Here is a 16,458-nt window from a genome sequence, read left to right as displayed (position 1 = left end):
CATGCCCCTGTCGTCCGCGCTGCGCCGTACCGCCTCGCTGCTCGCCGTCGCCCTGCTCGCCTCGGGGTGCACCGGCCTGCAGGGCACCGGCGACGGGGACTACGTGCCCGGCGCGAGCGGCAACAACGTCAACGAGGTGGCGGTCGACGACCGCGAGTCGCCTGTGGACCTCGACGGCACGACGCTCGACGGCGAGGAGCTGCAGCTCGACGACCTGCGCGGCGAGGTCGTCGTCGTCAACGTGTGGTGGTCGGGATGCGGCCCGTGCCGCTCCGAGATGCCGATGCTGGTGGAGGCGTCGGCCGACCTGGACGCGGCCTTCGTGGGGATCAACATCCGCGACCAGAGCGACTCCGCGTCCCGTGCCTTCCAGGAGCGCTACGACGTCACGTACCCCTCGATCTACGACCCCGGCAGCGAGACCCTGCTGGCGTTCGGCAAGAAGTACTTTCCGCGCTCCATGCCGAGCACCGTGGTGCTCGACCGCGACGGCCGGGTCGCGGCGCTGGTGAGCGGGGCGATCCCGTCGCGGACCACGCTCGACGCGGTGGTCGAAGAGGTCTCGGCCGAAGATGGGTGAGTGGTTCCAGACCCAGGCCGCGGGCGGCTCGCTCGCCCTCGCCCTGCCCGTCGCCCTCGTGGCGGGCCTGGTCTCCTTCTTCTCCCCGTGCGTGATCCCCCTGCTGCCGGGCTACCTGTCCTACGCCACCGGCCTCTCCGGCGCCGACCTGGCCTCGGGCGAGGGTGACGCGAGGCGCGGCCGGATGGTGCTCGGCTCGGTGCTGTTCGTGCTGGGCTTCGCGGCGGTCTTCGTCGCCATCGGCACCGCGATCGGCTCGGTCGGCTACTGGCTGCGCACCTGGCAGGACGAGATCACGATCGGTCTGGGCATCGTCACGATCGTCTTCGGGCTGGCCTTCGCCGGGCTCGTCCCCTTCCTCCAGCGCGAGTGGCGCGTGCACAAGGTCCCGGCCGTCGGGCTGGCCGCGGCGCCGCTGCTCGGCGTGCTGTTCGGCCTGGGCTGGACGCCCTGCATCGGCCCGACCCTCGGCGCGATCACCGCGCTGTCCTTCAACGAGGCGACGGCCGGCCGGGGCGCGCTGCTCTCGGGGGTCTACGCGCTGGGCCTGGGCATCCCGTTCGTCGTCGTCGGCCTGCTCTACAGCCGGGCGCTGGGCGCGATCTCGTTCGTGCGTCGCCACCAGGCGTGGGTCACGCGCGCCGGAGGGCTGATGCTCGTCGTCGTGGGCGTCCTGCTCGTCACCGGCTGGTGGGACGTCGCCGTGACGTGGGTGCAGAGCGAGCTGGTCTCCGACTTCCAGGTGGGCGTGTGAGCACCGCCCCGCCCGAGGTCCCCGAGGCTCCGGAGGTCCCGGAGGCCCCCGAACGGCGCGCGGGCGAGCTCAGCCCGCGCGAGCTGGGCCGCTGGCTGTGGCGTCAGCTCACCTCGATGCGCACCGCGCTGATCCTGCTCCTGATGCTGGCGCTCGCGGCGGTCCCGGGCTCGGTCATCCCGCAGGAGGGCGTCGACTCGGTCAAGACCGCCCGGTGGCAGGACGCGCACCCCACGCTGACGCCCATCTACGAGAAGCTCAGCCTCTTCTCGGTCTACGACTCGCCGTGGTTCTCCGCGATCTACCTGCTGCTGATGGTCTCGCTGGTCGGCTGCATCATCCCGCGGACCTTCGTCTACCTCCGTGCGATCCGGGCCGCCCCGCCCGCGGCCCCCCGCAACCTCGGGCGCCTGCCCGACCACACGTCGTACGAGACCGACGAGAGCGCCGGCGACGTCCTGGAGCGCGCCCGCGCGGCGCTGAAGGAGCGCGGCTACCGGCTGCGGCCCGACGACGGCGGCGACGCGGTGAGCGCCGAGCGCGGCTACCTGCGCGAGGTCGGCAACCTGATCTTCCACCTGTCCGTGGTCGTCGTGCTGGTCGCCTTCGCGATGGGCGGGCTGTTCGGCTTCCGCGGCGGCGCGATCATCGTGCAGGGCACGACGTTCACCAACACGCTGACCCAGTACGACGACTTCGAGCCCGGGCAGCTCTTCTCCGCCGGCCGGATGGACCCCTTCACCTTCAGCTTCGACGACTTCGACGTCGAGTGGCAGAACACCCCGCGCCGCGGCGTCCTGGCGCGGGCGTTCAAGGCCGGGCTGACCTACCGCGAGTCGCCCGACGCGCCGGAGAAGACCTACGACCTGCGGGTCAACCACCCGCTGAGCGTGGGCGACACCGACGTCTTCCTGATCGGCCACGGCTACGCCCCGATGATCACCGTCAAGGACGGCAACGGCCAGGAGGTCTTCAGCGGGCCGGTGCCGTTCCTGCCGCAGGACCCGACGTTCCTGTCGTTCGGCGTGCTCAAGGTCCCGGACTCCCCGACGGGCGAGATCGGCCTCGAGGGGTTGTTCTACCCGACCTTCCAGCTCGTCGACGGCAACCCCGTGACGATCTACCCCAACGACGCCAACCCGCTGATCTCGATGCAGGTCTACACCGGGGACCTCGGCCTCGAGACCTCCGCGCAGTCGGTCTACGACCTCGACAAGACCAACGCCGAGCAGCTCCTCACCGCCGAGGGCAAGCCGCTGCGCCTCGACCTCGAGCTGGGCGAGAGCGCGACGCTGCCCGACGGGCTGGGCACGGTGACCTTCGACGGGGTGCGGCCGTGGACGCGGATCCAGTTCAGCCAGACGCCGGGCAAGGAGGCGGCGCTCGTGGGCGTCGTGCTGGCGCTCGTCGGGCTGCTGGGCTCGCTGTTCATCCGGCCCCGCCGGGTCTGGGTTCGTGCCCGTCGCGAGGGGGGTGTCACGATGGTGGAGGTCGCAGCGCTCGACCGCTCCGGTGGCGGGGACGTGGTCCCTGTGCTCGAGGAGCTCGTCGACGGGCTGCGGACCGACGCACCGACCAGCAAGGCACGTGACGCACGCGAGGACGAGGGTAGGACCGACACATGACCAACTCAGCGTGGGAGACCCTGAGCGACCAGGCGGTCGCGGTGGCGGGGGTCGTCTACTTCCTGGCCCTGCTCGCGCACCTGGTCGAGTGGGCGTCGCTGCGCGAGGTGGCACCGGCGTCGGTTGCTGCTGCTGGTGGTGCTGCTGGTGGCGAGGTCGGGACGGGCGCGGTCGCGGTCGACACCGGCCCGGACCGCACGGCCGAGCGCGCGCGCCGGGTGGCGCTGTTCGGACGGCTGGGGCTCCTGCTCACCGGGCTCGCGTGCGCGGTGCACTTCGTGGCCCTGCTGGGACGCGGACTCGCGGCCGACCCCAACCGGGTGCCGTGGGGCAACATGTACGAGTTCACCGTGTCGGGCACGTTCGTGGTGACCCTGATGTACCTCGTGCTGCACCGCCGCTTCGCGCTGGCGTGGATGGCCCCGATCGTCACCGGCTTCGTGCTGACCACCCTGATGATCGCCGTGATCTGGCTGCACAGCGAGGTCACCCCGCTCACCGAGGCACTCAACTCCTACTGGCTCGTGATCCACGTCGTCTCGGCGGTCATCGCCACCGGCGCGTTCACGCTGGGCGGCATCCTGTCGGCGGCGTACCTGGTCAAGGACCGGCGCGGCGAGGCCACGTCGGGTCCGCTGGCCCGGGTGCCGTCGCTGCCGACGCTGGACCGGATCTCCTACCGGATCCACGCCTTCGCGTTCCCCGTCTGGACCTTCGCCGTGCTGATCACGGGGCCGATCTGGGCCCACGAGGCGTGGTCGTCGTACTGGAACTGGGACCCCAAGGAGGTGTGGGCGTTCATCACCTGGGTCGTCTACGCCGCCTACCTGCACGCGCGCTCGACCGCCGGGTGGAAGGGCCGCAACGCCGCCATCCTCGCGCTCGTCGGCGTAGCCACCCTGTGGTTCAACTTCGTCGGCATCAACTTCTTCTCCACCACCACCCAGCACGGGTACGCCGAGTCCGCGCCGGCGTTCGTCGAGCCCGGGGAGCGTTGAGCAGGGTTTTCAGCAGATGCTGAAACCCCTGACGTTCTGGGCCAGAATTCCGCCCCAGAACGTCAGGGAAATGCCCAGAACCTCATGGCCAGCGGACGGTCCGGCCAGCGACGCTAGGCGTCCGGGTCCTCGGGTCGCTCGGGGTGGCGGCGCTTGCGCTCGAGGTCGCGCAGGAAGTCCTCGTCGTCGTCAGGACCCATGACCCGCGGCGGCGGCTGCGGCCGGCGACGCTGGACCTGGGGACGCCCGCCCGGGCCGCGCTGCTGGAGCAACCGGGTGACGGCGTAGACCGTCACGGCGAAGATCGCCACGATGAGCAGGAACTTGAGCACCCCTCCAGAGTAGGCCCCGCCTGGTCACGAACTACGCTGAGCACGTGAAGGAGTTCGTCGTCTACACCGCCCTGCGCCTTGCGCTGTTCGCCGGCTCGTTCGCGATCGTCTTCGGAGCCTGGTTCGCGGTGACCGAGGACGTGCCCGTCGTGTGGGCCGTGGTCCTGGCGTTCGTCCTCAGCGGCGTCGGCTCCTACTTCCTGCTCAGCGCCCAGCGCGAGGCCTTCGCACGCCGCGTCGAGACGCGCGCCGGCGCCGCCACGGCACGGTTCGAGGAGATGAAGGCCAAGGAGGACGCCGACGACGCGTCCACCGAACGCCCCTAGCGCTTGCGGCGGTTGAGCTGCCGGTCGACCCGGGACTCCGACTGGCCCAGGATCCGGGCGAGCAGCGGGACGCGCATCCGGTAGGCCACGACTCCGACGACCACCAGCGCGACGAGGATGAAGAACCACATGTCCTCGAGCCTACGCCGCACGCGTGCGGCGTAGGCGCGAGCGGTCGGCGGTCCCGCTCGGGCCGGAGCCTCTGGGCTTTCCCCTGATGTTCTGGGCCGAAGTTCTGGCCCAGAACATCAGGTTTTTCAGCAGCTGCTGAAAACCTGCTACCCGCGAGCGACCAGCGCGGCGGCGACGAGCGCGGCCCAGACGAGCTCGGCGAGGCCGGTCTGCTGGAGGACGGGGACGAGGGCGGGGCCGGTGGCGCCGCCGAGCACCGTCCTGAGCGCCGGCGCCGTCAGCACCAGGAAGAGCAGGCCGACCAGCACCCACCACGACGTCGCGGCGGCGACCGCCACGACCGCGGCCGCGGCGGCGAGGACGAGGAGCAGGTAGAGGGCGCGGGTGCGCGGCGCTCCCAGCCGTACGGCGAGCGTGCGCTTGCCGGCCACGGTGTCGGTCGGGATGTCGCGCAGGTTGTTGACCACCAGGATCGCGCAGGCCAGCGCGCCGATCCCGACGCCGGCGTAGAGCGAGGCCCAGTGCCACTCCTGCGTCTGCACGTAGGTCGTGCCGATGACCGCGACCAGCCCGAAGAACACGAAGACCATGACCTCGCCGAGGCCGAGGTAGCCGTAGGGCGTGCTGCCTCCTGTGTAGTACCAGGCCGCCACCACCGCGACCGCGCCCACCGCCAGCAGCCACCAGGCCGTGGTCGCGGCGAGCACGAGACCGGCCACGCCGGCGACACCGAAGGCGAGGAACGCCGCCCGCTTCACCGCGCCGGGGCTCGCGGCGCCCGACCCGACCAGCCGCATCGGGCCGACCCGGTCGTCGTCGGTGCCGCGGATGCCGTCGGAGTAGTCGTTGGCGTAGTTGACCGCGACCTGCAGGGCCAGGCTCACCACGAGCGCGAGCAGCGCCTTCCACCACACCAACCCGTCGTCGTACGCCGCCACGCCGGTGCCCGCGAGGACCGGCGAGACGGCAGCGGGCAGGGTGCGGGGTCGCGCGCCGGCGAGCCACTGAGCGGGGGAGGCCACGAGCAGTGATTCAACCGCAGGCGAGCCGGACCCAGCGGCTCGGGTCGGGCCGACGGCGCGTGCCGGCGGTGGAGGGCGCGAGCACTAGCGTGGAGCCCATGGACGACGCAGCGACCACGCTCGCCGCGCTGCGGCGCTGGCTGGACGCGCCCGGCGAGCCCGAGCCGTGGGTCGTGGAGACCTCCGGCTCGACCGGCCGGCCCAAGCGCGTGGCGCTCTCCCGGTCGGCCGTGCTGGCGTCGGTGACGGCCAGCGCCCGGCGCCTGGGCGCGAGCGGGCGCTGGGTGCTCGCGCTCCCCCCGACGTACGTCGCCGGCCTGCAGGTCCTCGCCCGCTCGCTCGTCGCCGGCCACGAGCCGGTGCTGGAGGCGGCCTGGCCGCGCGAGGGGACGTGGTTCACCTCGCTGGTGCCCACCCAGCTGCACCGCGCGCTGGACGACGCCGAGCAGCTCGCCGCCCTGCGCACGGCCCACACCATCCTGCTCGGCGGCGGCCCGATCGACCCGGCGCTGCGCCGGCGCGCGGAGGGCGAGGGGCTGCGGCTGGTGGCGACCTACGGCGCCGCCGAGACCGCGGGCGGCTGCGTCTACGACGGCATGCCGCTCGACGGGGTGGCGGTGGCGCTCGGGGACGGCGGCCGGATCCGCATCGGCGGCCCCACGCTCTTCGACGGCTACGTCGGCGACCCCGAGCTCACGGCCGAGGTGCTGGTGGACGGCTGGTACCTCACCCAGGACGCCGGCCGCCTCGACGAGGACGGCCGCCTGCAGGTCCTGGGGCGCCTCGACGACATGCTGGTCAGCGGCGGCGTCAATGTCCCCGCTGCGGCGGTGGCCGCCCGGCTGCGCGAGCACCCGGACGTCGGCGCCGCCGAGGTCCTGGGCGTCCCGGACGAGGAGTGGGGCACCCGGGTGGTGGCGTTCGTGGCCGGCGCGCTGTCGCTGGAGGAGGCGCGCGACTTCGTGGCCGAGCGCCACCCGCGGTCGTGGGCGCCGCGCCAGCTGGTCGTCCTCGACGCGCTGCCCCTGCTCGCCAACGGCAAGGCCGACCGGGTCGCGCTCCGGGGCCTGGCATGAGCGGGCTCGCGGTCTTCAGCATCCCGATGCGCACCCGCTTCCGCGGCATCACCGTCCGCGAGGGCCTGCTGCTGCGCGGGGAGGCCGGCTGGGGGGAGTGGAGCCCGTTCCTGGAGTACGACGCCGAGGTGGCCGAGCCCTGGCTGCGCTGCGCGGAGGAGGCGGCCGCCGGTGACTGGCCCGCGCCGGTCCGCGACCGGGTGCCGGTCAACGTCACCGTGCCGGCCGTCGGGCCCGACCAGGCCCACGCCATCGTGACGGCCGGCGGCTGCACGACCGCCAAGGTCAAGGTCGCCGAGCCGGGGCAGACCCTCGTCGACGACGAGGCCCGCCTCGAGGCGGTGCGCGACGCGCTCGGCCCGGGCGGCGCGGTGCGGGTCGACGCCAACGGCGGCTGGTCCGTGGACGAGGCGGTGGCCGCGGTCGCCGCGCTCGACCGGGCCGCGGCCGGCCTGGAGTACGTCGAGCAGCCGTGCGCCAGCGTCCAGGACCTGGCCGCCGTACGCCGCCGGGTGGGCGTGCCGGTCGCGGCCGACGAGTCCATCCGGCGGGCCGCCGACCCCTACCTCGTGCGCGACCTGGAGGCGGCGGACATCGCCGTGCTCAAGGTGCAGCCGCTCGGCGGGGTCCGCGCCTGCCTGCGCATCGCCGAGGACATCGGGCTGCCCGTCGTGGTGTCGTCGGCGCTGGAGACCTCCGTGGGGATCGCCGCCGGCGTGGCGCTGGCGGCGGCGCTGCCCGAGCTGCCCTACGCGTGCGGGCTCGCGACCGTGCAGATGTTCACCGCCGACGTGGTCGTCGACTCCCTGCTGCCGGTGGGCGGCGCCCTGCCGGTCGGGGACGTCGCGGTCGACGAGGCGCTGCTCGGCGCCCTCGCCGCCGACCCGGCGCGCGTCGCGCACTGGGAGGCCCGGCTGGCCGAGGTGCGGGCGCTGCGGCAGGATCGTCGCTCGTGACCGACCCCTCGACCGAGCTGGCGCGCGGGGTACTGACGGCCCTGGTGCGCGCGGGCGTCACCGAGGTCGTCGTGGCGCCGGGCTCGCGCAACGCGCCGCTGTCCTTCGCCGCGCTGGGGGCGGCCGCCGGCGGCGCCGTGCGGCTGCACACCCGCATCGACGAGCGCAGCGCCGGCTTCCTGGCCGTCGGGCTCACCCGCAGCCACGCCCGGGCGGCCGTCGTCTGCACCTCCGGCACCGCCGTGGCCAACCTGCACCCGGCCGTCCTGGAGGCCGCCCACGCCGGGCTGCCGGTCGTCGTGGTCACGGCCGACCGCCCCGCGCGGCTGCGCGGCACCGACGCCAACCAGACGACCGACCAGGTCGGCGTCTTCGGACGCCTGGTGCCCACGGTCGACGTCTCCGACCTCTCCTCGGTCGTCCTGGCCGAGGACGGCCCCACGCACCTCAACGTGCAGCTCGACGACCCGCTCGTGCCCGACGCCGCCTGGACCCTCGCGCCGGTGTCGTCCCCTGAGCCGAGCTGGACCGACGACCGCCCGGACGCCACCGAGCTGCCCCTGGGTCCGCGCACCGTCGTGGTCGCGGGCGACGACGCCGCCCAGGCCGCCCGCCAGCTGGCCGAGTCGGCCGGGTGGCCGCTGCTGGCCGAGCCGACGAGCGGCTCGCGCACCGGCGACCACGCGCTGCGCTGCTACCGGCTCCTGCTCGACGGCGAGCTCGGTCGTCGCATCGAGCGCGTGGTGGTCTTCGGACGCCCCACGCTCTCCCGCCCGGTGACCCGCCTGCTCGGCCGCGACGACGTCGAGGTGTGCTCGGTGCCGGCGCGCGGGGTGTGGTCGCAGCGGCCCTACGACGTCGCGCTCACCGCCCCCGCCTTCGTGGTCGCCGGTCGGGACGACCCGGCCTGGCTGGCCGGGTGGCGCGACGCCGACCGCTCGGTGGCGGCCCGGCTCGACGCGCTGCTCGCCGCCGAGCCGGACCTCACGCCGTACGAGGTGGCGGGGGCGGTCAGCCGGGCGCTGCCGCCGGGGGGCCAGCTCGTGGTGGGCGCGTCGAGCCCGATCCGCGACCTGGACCTGATGGTGCGTCCCTACCCTGTGGGCAGCCGGCGCAAGACCATCGCCAACCGCGGGCTGTCGGGCATCGACGGCGTCGTGTCCACCGCGATCGGCGCCGCGCTGGGCCGGTCGTCGGACGCGCCCAGCTTCGCGCTGATGGGCGACGTGACGTTCCTGCACGACAGCAACGGCCTCGTGCTCGGGCCGGACGAGCCCCGGCCCGACCTGACGATCGTCGTGGTCAACGACGACGGCGGCTCGATCTTCACGATGCTCGAGCAGGGCGCCCCCGAGCACGCCGAGGGCTTCGAGCGGCTCTTCGCGACCCCCCACGGCGTCGACCTCGCGGCGCTGTGCGCCGCCACCCGCACCCCCCACTGGCGCGTCGAGAGCCTGCCCGAGCTCGAGCAGGCCCTGGCCTCGCCCAACGGCGGCATCGAGGTGGTCGAGGTGCGCGTGCGCCGCGACAACCGTCGCGAGCTCGACGCCCGCATCCGCGCGCTGGGCGCCTGAGTGGTCCGTGTCACTCGGTCAGCCGGTGAGCGACCGGGCCATCCGCATGACCTCGTCGGCCACCGCGGTGGGGTCGTGCAGCGGGTGCAGGTGGCCGCCGGCGACGGTCGAGACCGGCCACCGGTGCGCGCGGGCGAAGGCCAGCTCCTCGGCGTAGGTGTCCCCGAACCCGAGGTACGCCGCCGGCCGGTCCGCCCGGCAGTGTCGCGCCGGAGGTTCTGGGCTTTTCCCTGACGTTCTGGGCCGTTATTTCGCCCCGGAGGCGCCGGGTTTTCAGCAGATGCTGATAAACCTGCTGCCCCGCCCCACCCCCTCCCACCTGCACGGACGACGTCGCTAGGGTGGGACGCTCTCGGGGTCCCGAGCTCCCTCAGGAAGTCTGGTGCCCACATGCGTGCTCGTCCCGTGCGGTACGCCGCCACGGCGTGCGCGCTGCTGACCCTCCTCGCGGGGTGCGGTGGCAGCGGCGACGACGCCGGTGGCAGTGCGGACCGCGACCCGGCGCCCGGCGCGGCGGCCGCGCTGCCGGCGCCCTCGCAGGCACCCACCGTGCCGGCGGGCGACGCCGCGGCCTACGACGCCGCGCTGGAGGAGATGACCACGGCGTTCGACGGCTTCACCTCCGACTACGCGGTCGCGAGCAAGACCCGCGACCGTGCCGCCGTCGTCGCGACCGCGCGGGCGCTGCGCGACGCCGTGTCGGACTTCGACGACGTCGTGCGGTCCCTCGACCTGGAGGCCGTCCAGCCCCTGGCGGACCGGCTGCTGCGCTACCACGTCGAGGTCCTGGAGATGCTCGACGAGGTGCCCCGGGCCGGCACCGCCGCCCGCGCGGTCCGGATCCTGGAGATGCTCCCCTACCAGGACTACGTCACCGCCTACGAGGCCGTCGCCGACGCCATCTGAGCAGCGGCCGGGCAGCGGTCGAGCAGCAGCGGTCGAGTAGCGGCCACCGGGGCGGCGCCGGCGGTGCGGCCGATAGGCTGGGAGCGTGGCCGCCGACTCGCAGACCCCTGGCACACGGGCGCATCGGGAGCTCCTGGCCCTCGGGCGACGTCCCGCCGCCGACCGCGTCACGGGTCCGAGGGACTGACATGGAGATCGCGTTCTTCCTCGTGGCCCTCGCGGTCGCGGTCCTGGCCGTCACGGCCCTCGCCGAGCGGGTGGACCTGCCGCCGCCGCTGGTCCTGATCGCGGTCGGGGTCGCGGCGTCGTACTTCCCCGGGATGCCCGAGGTGCACCTCGAGGCGGAGGTGGTGCTGCTCGGCCTGCTGCCACCGCTGCTCTACGCCACGGCCATCCAGACCTCGCTGGTCGACTTCAACGCCAACCGGCGCACGATCTTCCTGCTGTCCGTGGGGCTCGTGGTGTTCACGACCGCGGGCGTCGGTGCCTTGGTCCACGCGCTCGTCCCGGGGATCGGCTGGGCGGCCGCCTTCGCGATCGGCGCCGTGGTGGCACCGCCGGACGCGGTGGCCGCCACGGCCATCGCCCGCCGCATCGGCCTGCCCCGCCGCATCGTTACGATCCTCGAGGGTGAGTCGCTGCTCAACGACGCCACGGCGCTGGTCGCCCTGCGCACGGCGATCGCGGCCGGTGGCGCCGGCATCACCGCGATGGAGGTCGCGGAGGACTTCGTGGTCGCGGCCGGCGGCGGCGTCGCGATCGGGGTCGGCTTCTTCCTGCTCGTCGCGATGCTGCGCAAGCGCATCACCGACCCGCTCATGGACACCGCGATCTCGCTGGTCGTGCCGTTCGCGGCCTTCGTCATCGCCGAGCGGGTCCACGCCTCCGGCGTGATCGCGGTGGTCATCGCCGGCCTCCTGCTCGGCCACAAGGCGCCGATCGTCCAGACCGCGCAGTCGCGCATCGCCGAGCGTGTCAACTGGCGCACCATCGCCTTCCTCCTGGAGAACGCCGTCTTCCTGCTCATCGGGCTGCAGGCGAAGTGGCTCTTCCAGGACGTCGAGCGCAGCGAGCTGTCCAGCGGCCGGATCGTGACCGTCTGCGCGGCGACGCTGGTCGGGGTGATCGCGCTGCGGATGGTGTGGGTCTTCGTCACCCGCTACCTCCTCGTGCGGCCCGGGCCCGACCCGGTCACCGGCAAGGTCCCGCCCTGGTCCTTCACGCTCGTGCTCGGCTGGGCCGGGATGCGCGGCGTGGTGACCCTCGCCGCGGCCTTCCTGATCCCGGACGAGACCGAGCACCGTGAGGTGCTGCTGCTGATCGCCTTCACGGTCGTGGCCGGCACGCTCTTCATCCAGGGCCTCACGCTGCCGTGGCTGGCCCGGCGGCTCGAGGTGCCCGCGCCGGACCCGATGGACGACGCGCTGGCCCGGGCGACGCTGCTCCAGCAGGCCTCCAAGTCGGGCTTCGCCAAGCTCCAGGAGCTCGAGTACGACGACCCGCACGGTGTCGTGGACCTGATCGGCCAGCGCATCGACCAGCGCAACTTCGCCGCCTGGGAGCGGCTCGGCACCACGGTCGACGAGGAGAGCCCGAGCGACCTCTACGCCCGGATCCGCCTGGACATGATCGAGGCCGAGCGCCGCCGGATCCTGGAGATCCGGTCCTCGGGCACGGTCGCCTCCGAGGTGGTCGCCGACGTGCTGGCGATGCTCGACGTCGAGGAGTCGATGCTCGACAACGCCACCCAGCAGCGCCAGGAGATCCGGGCCGTGACGGGCCGCCGGCGGCGTACGGGCGAGCAGTGCGACCACCTGCGCTCGGCGCCCGTGGTCGAGACCGCCGCCGACCCCGTGTGCCGTCGCTGCCTCGAGGACGGGACCCGCTGGGTCGCACTGCGGCAGTGCCTCACGTGCGGCGAGGTGGGCTGCTGCGACTCCTCGCCCGGCCAGCACGCCACCGAGCACTTCCACGAGACCACGCACCCGGTCATGGAGTCCGCCGAGCCGGGCGAGGACTGGCGGTGGTGCTACGTGCACCACCTCACGGCCTGACCTCTCAGGTGCCGGCGCGGACCATCCGCACGTGCAGCCCCTCGTCGTGCTCGTCCTCGGTGCCGTCGAGGCGGAAGCCCTGCCGCTCGTAGAAGCGGATCGCCCGGTCGTTGGCGGCCAGGACCCACAGGTACGCCGCCCGGTCGCCGAGGGCCTCCTCGAAGAGGACGTAGCCGACGCCGGTGCCCCACCAGGCGGCGCGGACGTAGAGCGCCCACAGCTCCAGCTCGGTGTCGACGTCGTTGTCGCGGCCGGGACCCGCGGAGACGAAGCCGACCAGGCCCTCGGGCCCGACGGCCAGCCGGGTCCGCCCGGCGCCGTCGCCCTCCAGGATCGTGCGCCACCGCTCCACGCGCTCCTCGACCGCCGCGCGACGGTCGTCGAGGACCTGCTGCGGCATCAGCCCGGTGTAGGCGTCGTCCCAGACGTCGAGGTGCAGGTGGGCGAGGGCCTCCGCGTCGTCAGGCGTGGCGGGGCGGACGACGACGTCGTGAACGTTCGGCACCCCCCGAGCATAGGTAGGGTCGGGACATGCGGATCACGAAGTTCGGGCACGCGTGCGTGCGCATCGAGCACGAGGGCGCCGTCGTCGTCCTGGACCCGGGTGTCTTCACCGACGCCGAGGCGGTCGACGGAGCGACGACGGTGCTGATCACCCACGAGCACCCCGACCACTACCACCCCGACCACCTCCGTGCCTGCGACGCACCGGTCTTCACGATCGACGCCGTCGCCGCACGGCTGCGCGAGGACGCGCCCGACGTCGCCGAGCGGCTGAGCGTCGTCGCGCCCGACGACCGCTTCGACGTCGGCGTCCCCGTGCGGGCCGTCGGCGAGCTGCACGCGGTCATCCACGACGACTACCCGCGCTTCCACAACAGCGGCTACCTGCTGACCGTCGGCGCCACCACCGTCTTCCACCCCGGGGACGCGCTCACGGTGCCCGACACGTCCGTCGACCTGCTGCTCGCGCCGGCGTCCGCGCCGTGGCTCAAGCTGAGCGAGGCCGTCGACTTCGTCCGGGCCGTCGGGGCCCCGCGCAGCCTGGCGATCCACGACCGCGTCTACTCCGAGGTCGGCCTCGGCATGGTCGAGCAGCACATGGGCAACCTGCTCGGCGACAGCCAGGAGTTCGTCCGCCTGGCCGACGGCGCCGACCTGTAGGGGATCAGCCGCCGGCGAGCGCGTCGCGCACGGGCACGAACTTGGCCTGGGCCTCGGCGAGCTCCGCCTCCGGGTCGGAGTCGGCCACGATGCCGCAGCCGGCGAAGAGCCGCACGGTGTCGCCGACGACCTCGGCCGAGCGCAGGGCGATGCCCCACTCGCCGTCGCCGTTGGCGTCCATCCACCCCACCGGGCCTGCGTAGCGGCCGCGGCCCATGCCCTCGATCTCGTCGATCAGGTCGGTGGCCACCGCGGTCGGGGTGCCGCCGACGGCGGCGGAGGGGTGCAGCGCCTCGGCCAGCTGGAGCGAGGAGACGGTCGCCGCGTCGTGGACCACGCCGTTGACGTCGGTCGCGAGGTGCATGACGTTGGGCAGGTGGAGGACGAACGGCGCCTCAGGGACGTTCATCGAGGAGCAGTGCGGCTCCAGCGCGTCCGCGACCGACCGGACGGCGTACTCGTGCTCCTCGAGGTCCTTCGACGAGCGCGCCAGGGTCGCGGCGAGCGCGAGGTCCCGCTCGTCGTCGCCCGTACGGCGGATGGTGCCGGCCAGCACCCGTGAGGTGACCAGGCCGCGCTCACGACGGACCAGCATCTCCGGGGTCGCGCCGAACATCCCTTCGACGTGGAAGGTCCAGCACATCGGGTAGGACTCGGTGAGCCGGTGCACCGGCCAGCGCACGTCGATCCGCTCGTCGGCGCGGGCCACGAGGTCGCGGGCGAGCACGACCTTCTCCAGGTCGCCGGCGCTGATGCGGGCCACGGCGTCGGCGACGACCGACATCCACTGCTCGCCGTTGAGCGCGCCGTCGGCGAAGCTCACCCCGCTCGGCGGGAGCGGCGGCTCCGCGGGGGCGACCGCGGGCGTGGGTGCGGGGGACCCGGTCGTCGAGATCGTGGTCAGCCACGCCCGGTCCCCGCGACGGCCGACGACGACCTCGGGTAGCACCAGCACCGACTCGCCGGGCAGGTCGCCGAACGCGAACGAGCCGAAGCAGACCGGGCCGGTGCCGGGCTCGCCGACCGCGTCGACGACGTCGGCGCGCGCGATCGTCTCGCGCCACCACTTGTCGGCGTCGGAGAAGCGGGTCGGTCCGCTCGAGCGGAGCACCGCCGCCTCGCCCCAGCCCACGACGCCGTCGCCACGGCGCAGCCAGGCGACCGGGTGGTCGGTGGGCAGCAGGGAGACCAGGGAGGTGGCCTCGGGCAGGTCCAGGGCGACGGTGCGCGCGACCAGCGAGGGTGCGGGACCCGTCGGGGTCGCAGGACTCGTCACGCGTCGAGCCTACCCAGCGGTTGGTCCGCCCGGGGCGTACGTGGGTAACGTCACCGCGTGACCGACTCCGCGCGTGGCTCCCGTCCCTTCGTCCTCGGGCTCGTCGGCGGCATCGTCGTCCTGGGCCTGCTCGTGGCCTTCACCGTGCTGCTGCCGAAGAGCGGCGGCGCCGACCCGGACGCGCTGCCGGACTCGCTGCCCGGTGGCCTGCGCGCCTCCGACCTGGTGCGCGACCAGGACGACGCGGAGCAGCAGGCGCGTGCGGAGGACTTCGCCGAGCGCCAGGGCGACATCAACGAGTCCGGCGCCGAGCAGCTCGAGGACCTCTTCGACGCGCCGGCGGTCGTGCGCACCTACCAGGACGAGCAGTTCGAGCGGCAGGTGACGATCACCGTGGTCGAGACGGCCGCCGGCCCCTTCCTGCCCAACGGCCCGCCGCTGGACCCGTCCTACCTCGACCTCGAGCGCAACGTCAGCGAGCTGGTCAGCGTCGGTGACGGCGTGTGCGCGCTCTACTACCAGCAGCCGGTCCCGAAGGGCCAGGCCGTGCCCGACGACGAGCAGCCGCAGGCCCTGCAGTGCCAGGTCGGCGCCGGAGGGGCGACGTACCAGCTCTTCGGGCAGGGCCTGGACGCCGACGCGGCCGTCGACATCCTCGACGACCTCGCCGGCTGAGCGCCGCGCCGCCGCGTCAGGACCGGTAGACGATCACCGGGTCGCCGACCCGGACCTGGTCGAAGAGCCAGGCGACGGCGTCGTGGTCGCGCACGTTGACGCAGCCGTGGGAGGCGCCGTTGTAGCCCGTGGCCGCGAAGTCCGGTGAGTAGTGCACGGCCTGGCCGCGCGAGAAGAACATCGCGAACGGCATCGAGGTCTCGAAGAGGCTCGAGACGTGGTCGCGGCTCTTGGACTCCACCGAGAAGGCGCCCTCGCGCGTCGGCGTCGCCTCGCCCCCGAAGCGGACGTCGACGGTCTTGAGCACCCGGCCGTCGACGACCCAGCGCAACGTCCTGCTCGTCTTGTCGATGCACAGGGCGCGCCCGCTGCGGCAGCGCGGGTCGAGCGCCCCCGGGGTGTTGCCGCCGGTCTGGTTGGCCAGCTCGGCCGCCGTCGGGGCGCTCGTCATTGCGTGCAGCCGGTCCAGCGTGCGGCGGTCGACCTCGCCGGTGACGGGGATCTCGCGCTTGGCCTGGAAACCGCGGACCGCGGTGGTGGTGACGTCGCCGTAGAAGCCGGTCACGTCGGCCTCGAACCAGTCGATCTGGCGCAGCCGGGCCTGCAGGTCGCGGACGTCGGCGCCCTGGTCGCCGTCGCCCAGCAGCCGCGGCCCGGGGCGCAGCACGGGGTTCTGCGCCGCGCTGGGCTCCTCGCTCGGCTCCTCGCTGGGCTGGTCGCCGGGCTCGTCGCCGGACTCCGGGGCGGGGGCCGACGAGGGGGCGTCCGGCGTCGGCGAGGTCTCTGCCGTGGGCGTGGGGGTCGGCGTCGCGGACGGCCGGGAGGGCCTGCTCTCCGGGGCCGCCTGCGAGCGCTCGCCGGGCGCGGACGCCGAGCCCGGGGCGTCGGCCGACCGGGTGGCCCAGCCGACGCCGAGGGCGGCTCCGGAGAGCAGGGCGGCGACGAGGACGCTCGTCGCGAGGCGGCGGAGGAGCTGCATGGCGGGTTCCTTCGGGAGCGGTGGGTGGT

Annotated in this window: 18 protein-coding genes; 12 read left to right on the top strand and 6 right to left on the bottom strand. The window is 73.8% G+C overall.

The window, feature by feature from the left end:
- The first annotated feature begins 1 nt into the window (after position 1).
- From E4622_RS10610 to ccsB, 4 genes are read left to right on the top strand one after another with little or no spacing between them, the layout of a single operon-like run.
- Positions 2-580: a TlpA disulfide reductase family protein gene (locus E4622_RS10610; protein WP_134740156.1), complete on the top strand. Its 579-nt coding sequence runs from the start codon at positions 2-4 to the stop codon at positions 578-580.
- Positions 573-1,334, top strand: a complete 762-nt coding sequence (locus E4622_RS10605; protein WP_134740155.1) for a cytochrome c biogenesis protein CcdA — start codon at positions 573-575, stop codon at positions 1,332-1,334. The genes E4622_RS10610 and E4622_RS10605 overlap by 8 nt, the downstream gene beginning before the upstream one ends.
- A complete protein-coding gene (locus E4622_RS10600; protein ID WP_245155977.1) occupies positions 1,331-2,959 on the top strand; it encodes a cytochrome c biogenesis protein ResB in 1,629 nt (542 codons plus the stop codon). The genes E4622_RS10605 and E4622_RS10600 overlap by 4 nt, the downstream gene beginning before the upstream one ends.
- On the top strand, positions 2,956-3,957 hold the full coding sequence (gene ccsB / locus E4622_RS10595; protein WP_134740154.1) for a c-type cytochrome biogenesis protein CcsB: 1,002 nt from the start codon (positions 2,956-2,958) through the stop codon (positions 3,955-3,957). The genes E4622_RS10600 and ccsB overlap by 4 nt, the downstream gene beginning before the upstream one ends.
- A gap of 113 nt (positions 3,958-4,070) precedes the next feature.
- Here the strand turns inward: ccsB and E4622_RS10590 are convergent, their stop codons facing one another.
- Complete coding sequence (locus E4622_RS10590) at positions 4,071-4,289, bottom strand: hypothetical protein (RefSeq protein ID WP_134740153.1); 219 nt, start codon at positions 4,287-4,289, stop codon at positions 4,071-4,073.
- Positions 4,290-4,333: 44 nt separating this feature from the next.
- Here E4622_RS10590 and E4622_RS10585 point away from each other — a divergent pair, with 44 nt between their 5' ends.
- Positions 4,334-4,615 (top strand): DUF4229 domain-containing protein, encoded by a 282-nt coding sequence (locus E4622_RS10585; RefSeq protein WP_134740152.1) that lies wholly within the window; start codon positions 4,334-4,336, stop codon positions 4,613-4,615.
- On the opposite strand, the gene E4622_RS23335 is transcribed toward E4622_RS10585, so the two are convergent.
- The gene (locus E4622_RS23335; protein WP_280633754.1) at positions 4,612-4,746 is read right to left on the bottom strand and encodes a hypothetical protein; all 135 of its coding nucleotides are present in this window, start codon (positions 4,744-4,746) and stop codon (positions 4,612-4,614) included. The genes E4622_RS10585 and E4622_RS23335 overlap by 4 nt on opposite strands.
- A gap of 147 nt (positions 4,747-4,893) precedes the next feature.
- Positions 4,894-5,769 carry a 1,4-dihydroxy-2-naphthoate polyprenyltransferase gene (locus tag E4622_RS10580; RefSeq protein WP_134740151.1) on the bottom strand — a complete coding sequence of 292 codons (876 nt, stop codon included), beginning with the start codon at positions 5,767-5,769 and terminating at the stop codon, positions 4,894-4,896.
- A 98-nt stretch (positions 5,770-5,867) separates the two neighbouring features.
- Between E4622_RS10580 and E4622_RS10575 the strand changes: the two genes are divergently transcribed.
- From E4622_RS10575 to E4622_RS10555, 5 genes are all read left to right on the top strand, one after another.
- Positions 5,868-6,845: an AMP-binding protein gene (locus E4622_RS10575; protein WP_134740150.1), complete on the top strand. Its 978-nt coding sequence runs from the start codon at positions 5,868-5,870 to the stop codon at positions 6,843-6,845.
- Positions 6,842-7,801 carry an o-succinylbenzoate synthase gene (locus E4622_RS10570; protein ID WP_134740149.1) on the top strand — a complete coding sequence of 320 codons (960 nt, stop codon included), beginning with the start codon at positions 6,842-6,844 and terminating at the stop codon, positions 7,799-7,801. The genes E4622_RS10575 and E4622_RS10570 overlap by 4 nt, the downstream gene beginning before the upstream one ends.
- Complete coding sequence (gene menD / locus E4622_RS10565; protein ID WP_134740148.1) at positions 7,798-9,375, top strand: 2-succinyl-5-enolpyruvyl-6-hydroxy-3-cyclohexene-1-carboxylic-acid synthase; 1,578 nt, start codon at positions 7,798-7,800, stop codon at positions 9,373-9,375. Before E4622_RS10570 ends, menD begins: the two co-directional genes overlap by 4 nt.
- A gap of 390 nt (positions 9,376-9,765) precedes the next feature.
- Positions 9,766-10,281, top strand: a complete 516-nt coding sequence (locus E4622_RS22765) for a hypothetical protein (protein ID WP_167736046.1) — start codon at positions 9,766-9,768, stop codon at positions 10,279-10,281.
- Between the two features lie 188 nt (positions 10,282-10,469).
- Positions 10,470-12,335: a Na+/H+ antiporter gene (locus tag E4622_RS10555; protein ID WP_134740146.1), complete on the top strand. Its 1,866-nt coding sequence runs from the start codon at positions 10,470-10,472 to the stop codon at positions 12,333-12,335.
- Positions 12,336-12,339: 4 nt separating this feature from the next.
- On the opposite strand, the gene E4622_RS10550 is transcribed toward E4622_RS10555, so the two are convergent.
- Positions 12,340-12,840, bottom strand: coding sequence for a GNAT family N-acetyltransferase (locus tag E4622_RS10550; protein ID WP_134740145.1), 501 nt, complete (start codon positions 12,838-12,840; stop codon positions 12,340-12,342).
- Positions 12,841-12,866: 26 nt separating this feature from the next.
- On the opposite strand from E4622_RS10550, the gene E4622_RS10545 reads away from it, so the two are divergent.
- Complete coding sequence (locus E4622_RS10545; RefSeq protein WP_134740144.1) at positions 12,867-13,499, top strand: MBL fold metallo-hydrolase; 633 nt, start codon at positions 12,867-12,869, stop codon at positions 13,497-13,499.
- Positions 13,500-13,503: 4 nt separating this feature from the next.
- Here E4622_RS10545 and E4622_RS10540 read toward each other — a convergent pair whose 3' ends face one another.
- Positions 13,504-14,775 carry an isochorismate synthase gene (locus tag E4622_RS10540; RefSeq protein WP_134740143.1) on the bottom strand — a complete coding sequence of 424 codons (1,272 nt, stop codon included), beginning with the start codon at positions 14,773-14,775 and terminating at the stop codon, positions 13,504-13,506.
- 57 nt (positions 14,776-14,832) lie between these two features.
- On the opposite strand from E4622_RS10540, the gene E4622_RS10535 reads away from it, so the two are divergent.
- A complete protein-coding gene (locus E4622_RS10535; protein ID WP_134740142.1) occupies positions 14,833-15,450 on the top strand; it encodes a hypothetical protein in 618 nt (205 codons plus the stop codon).
- 16 nt (positions 15,451-15,466) lie between these two features.
- Here the strand turns inward: E4622_RS10535 and E4622_RS10530 are convergent, their stop codons facing one another.
- A complete protein-coding gene (locus E4622_RS10530; protein ID WP_134740141.1) occupies positions 15,467-16,429 on the bottom strand; it encodes a L,D-transpeptidase family protein in 963 nt (320 codons plus the stop codon).
- Positions 16,430-16,458 lie beyond the last annotated feature (29 nt).

The sequence above is a fragment of the Nocardioides sp. 503 genome, assembly GCF_004522095.1.
Lineage (GTDB): Bacteria > Actinomycetota > Actinomycetes > Propionibacteriales > Nocardioidaceae > Nocardioides.
This window is presented reverse-complemented; position numbering and strand designations above follow the sequence as displayed.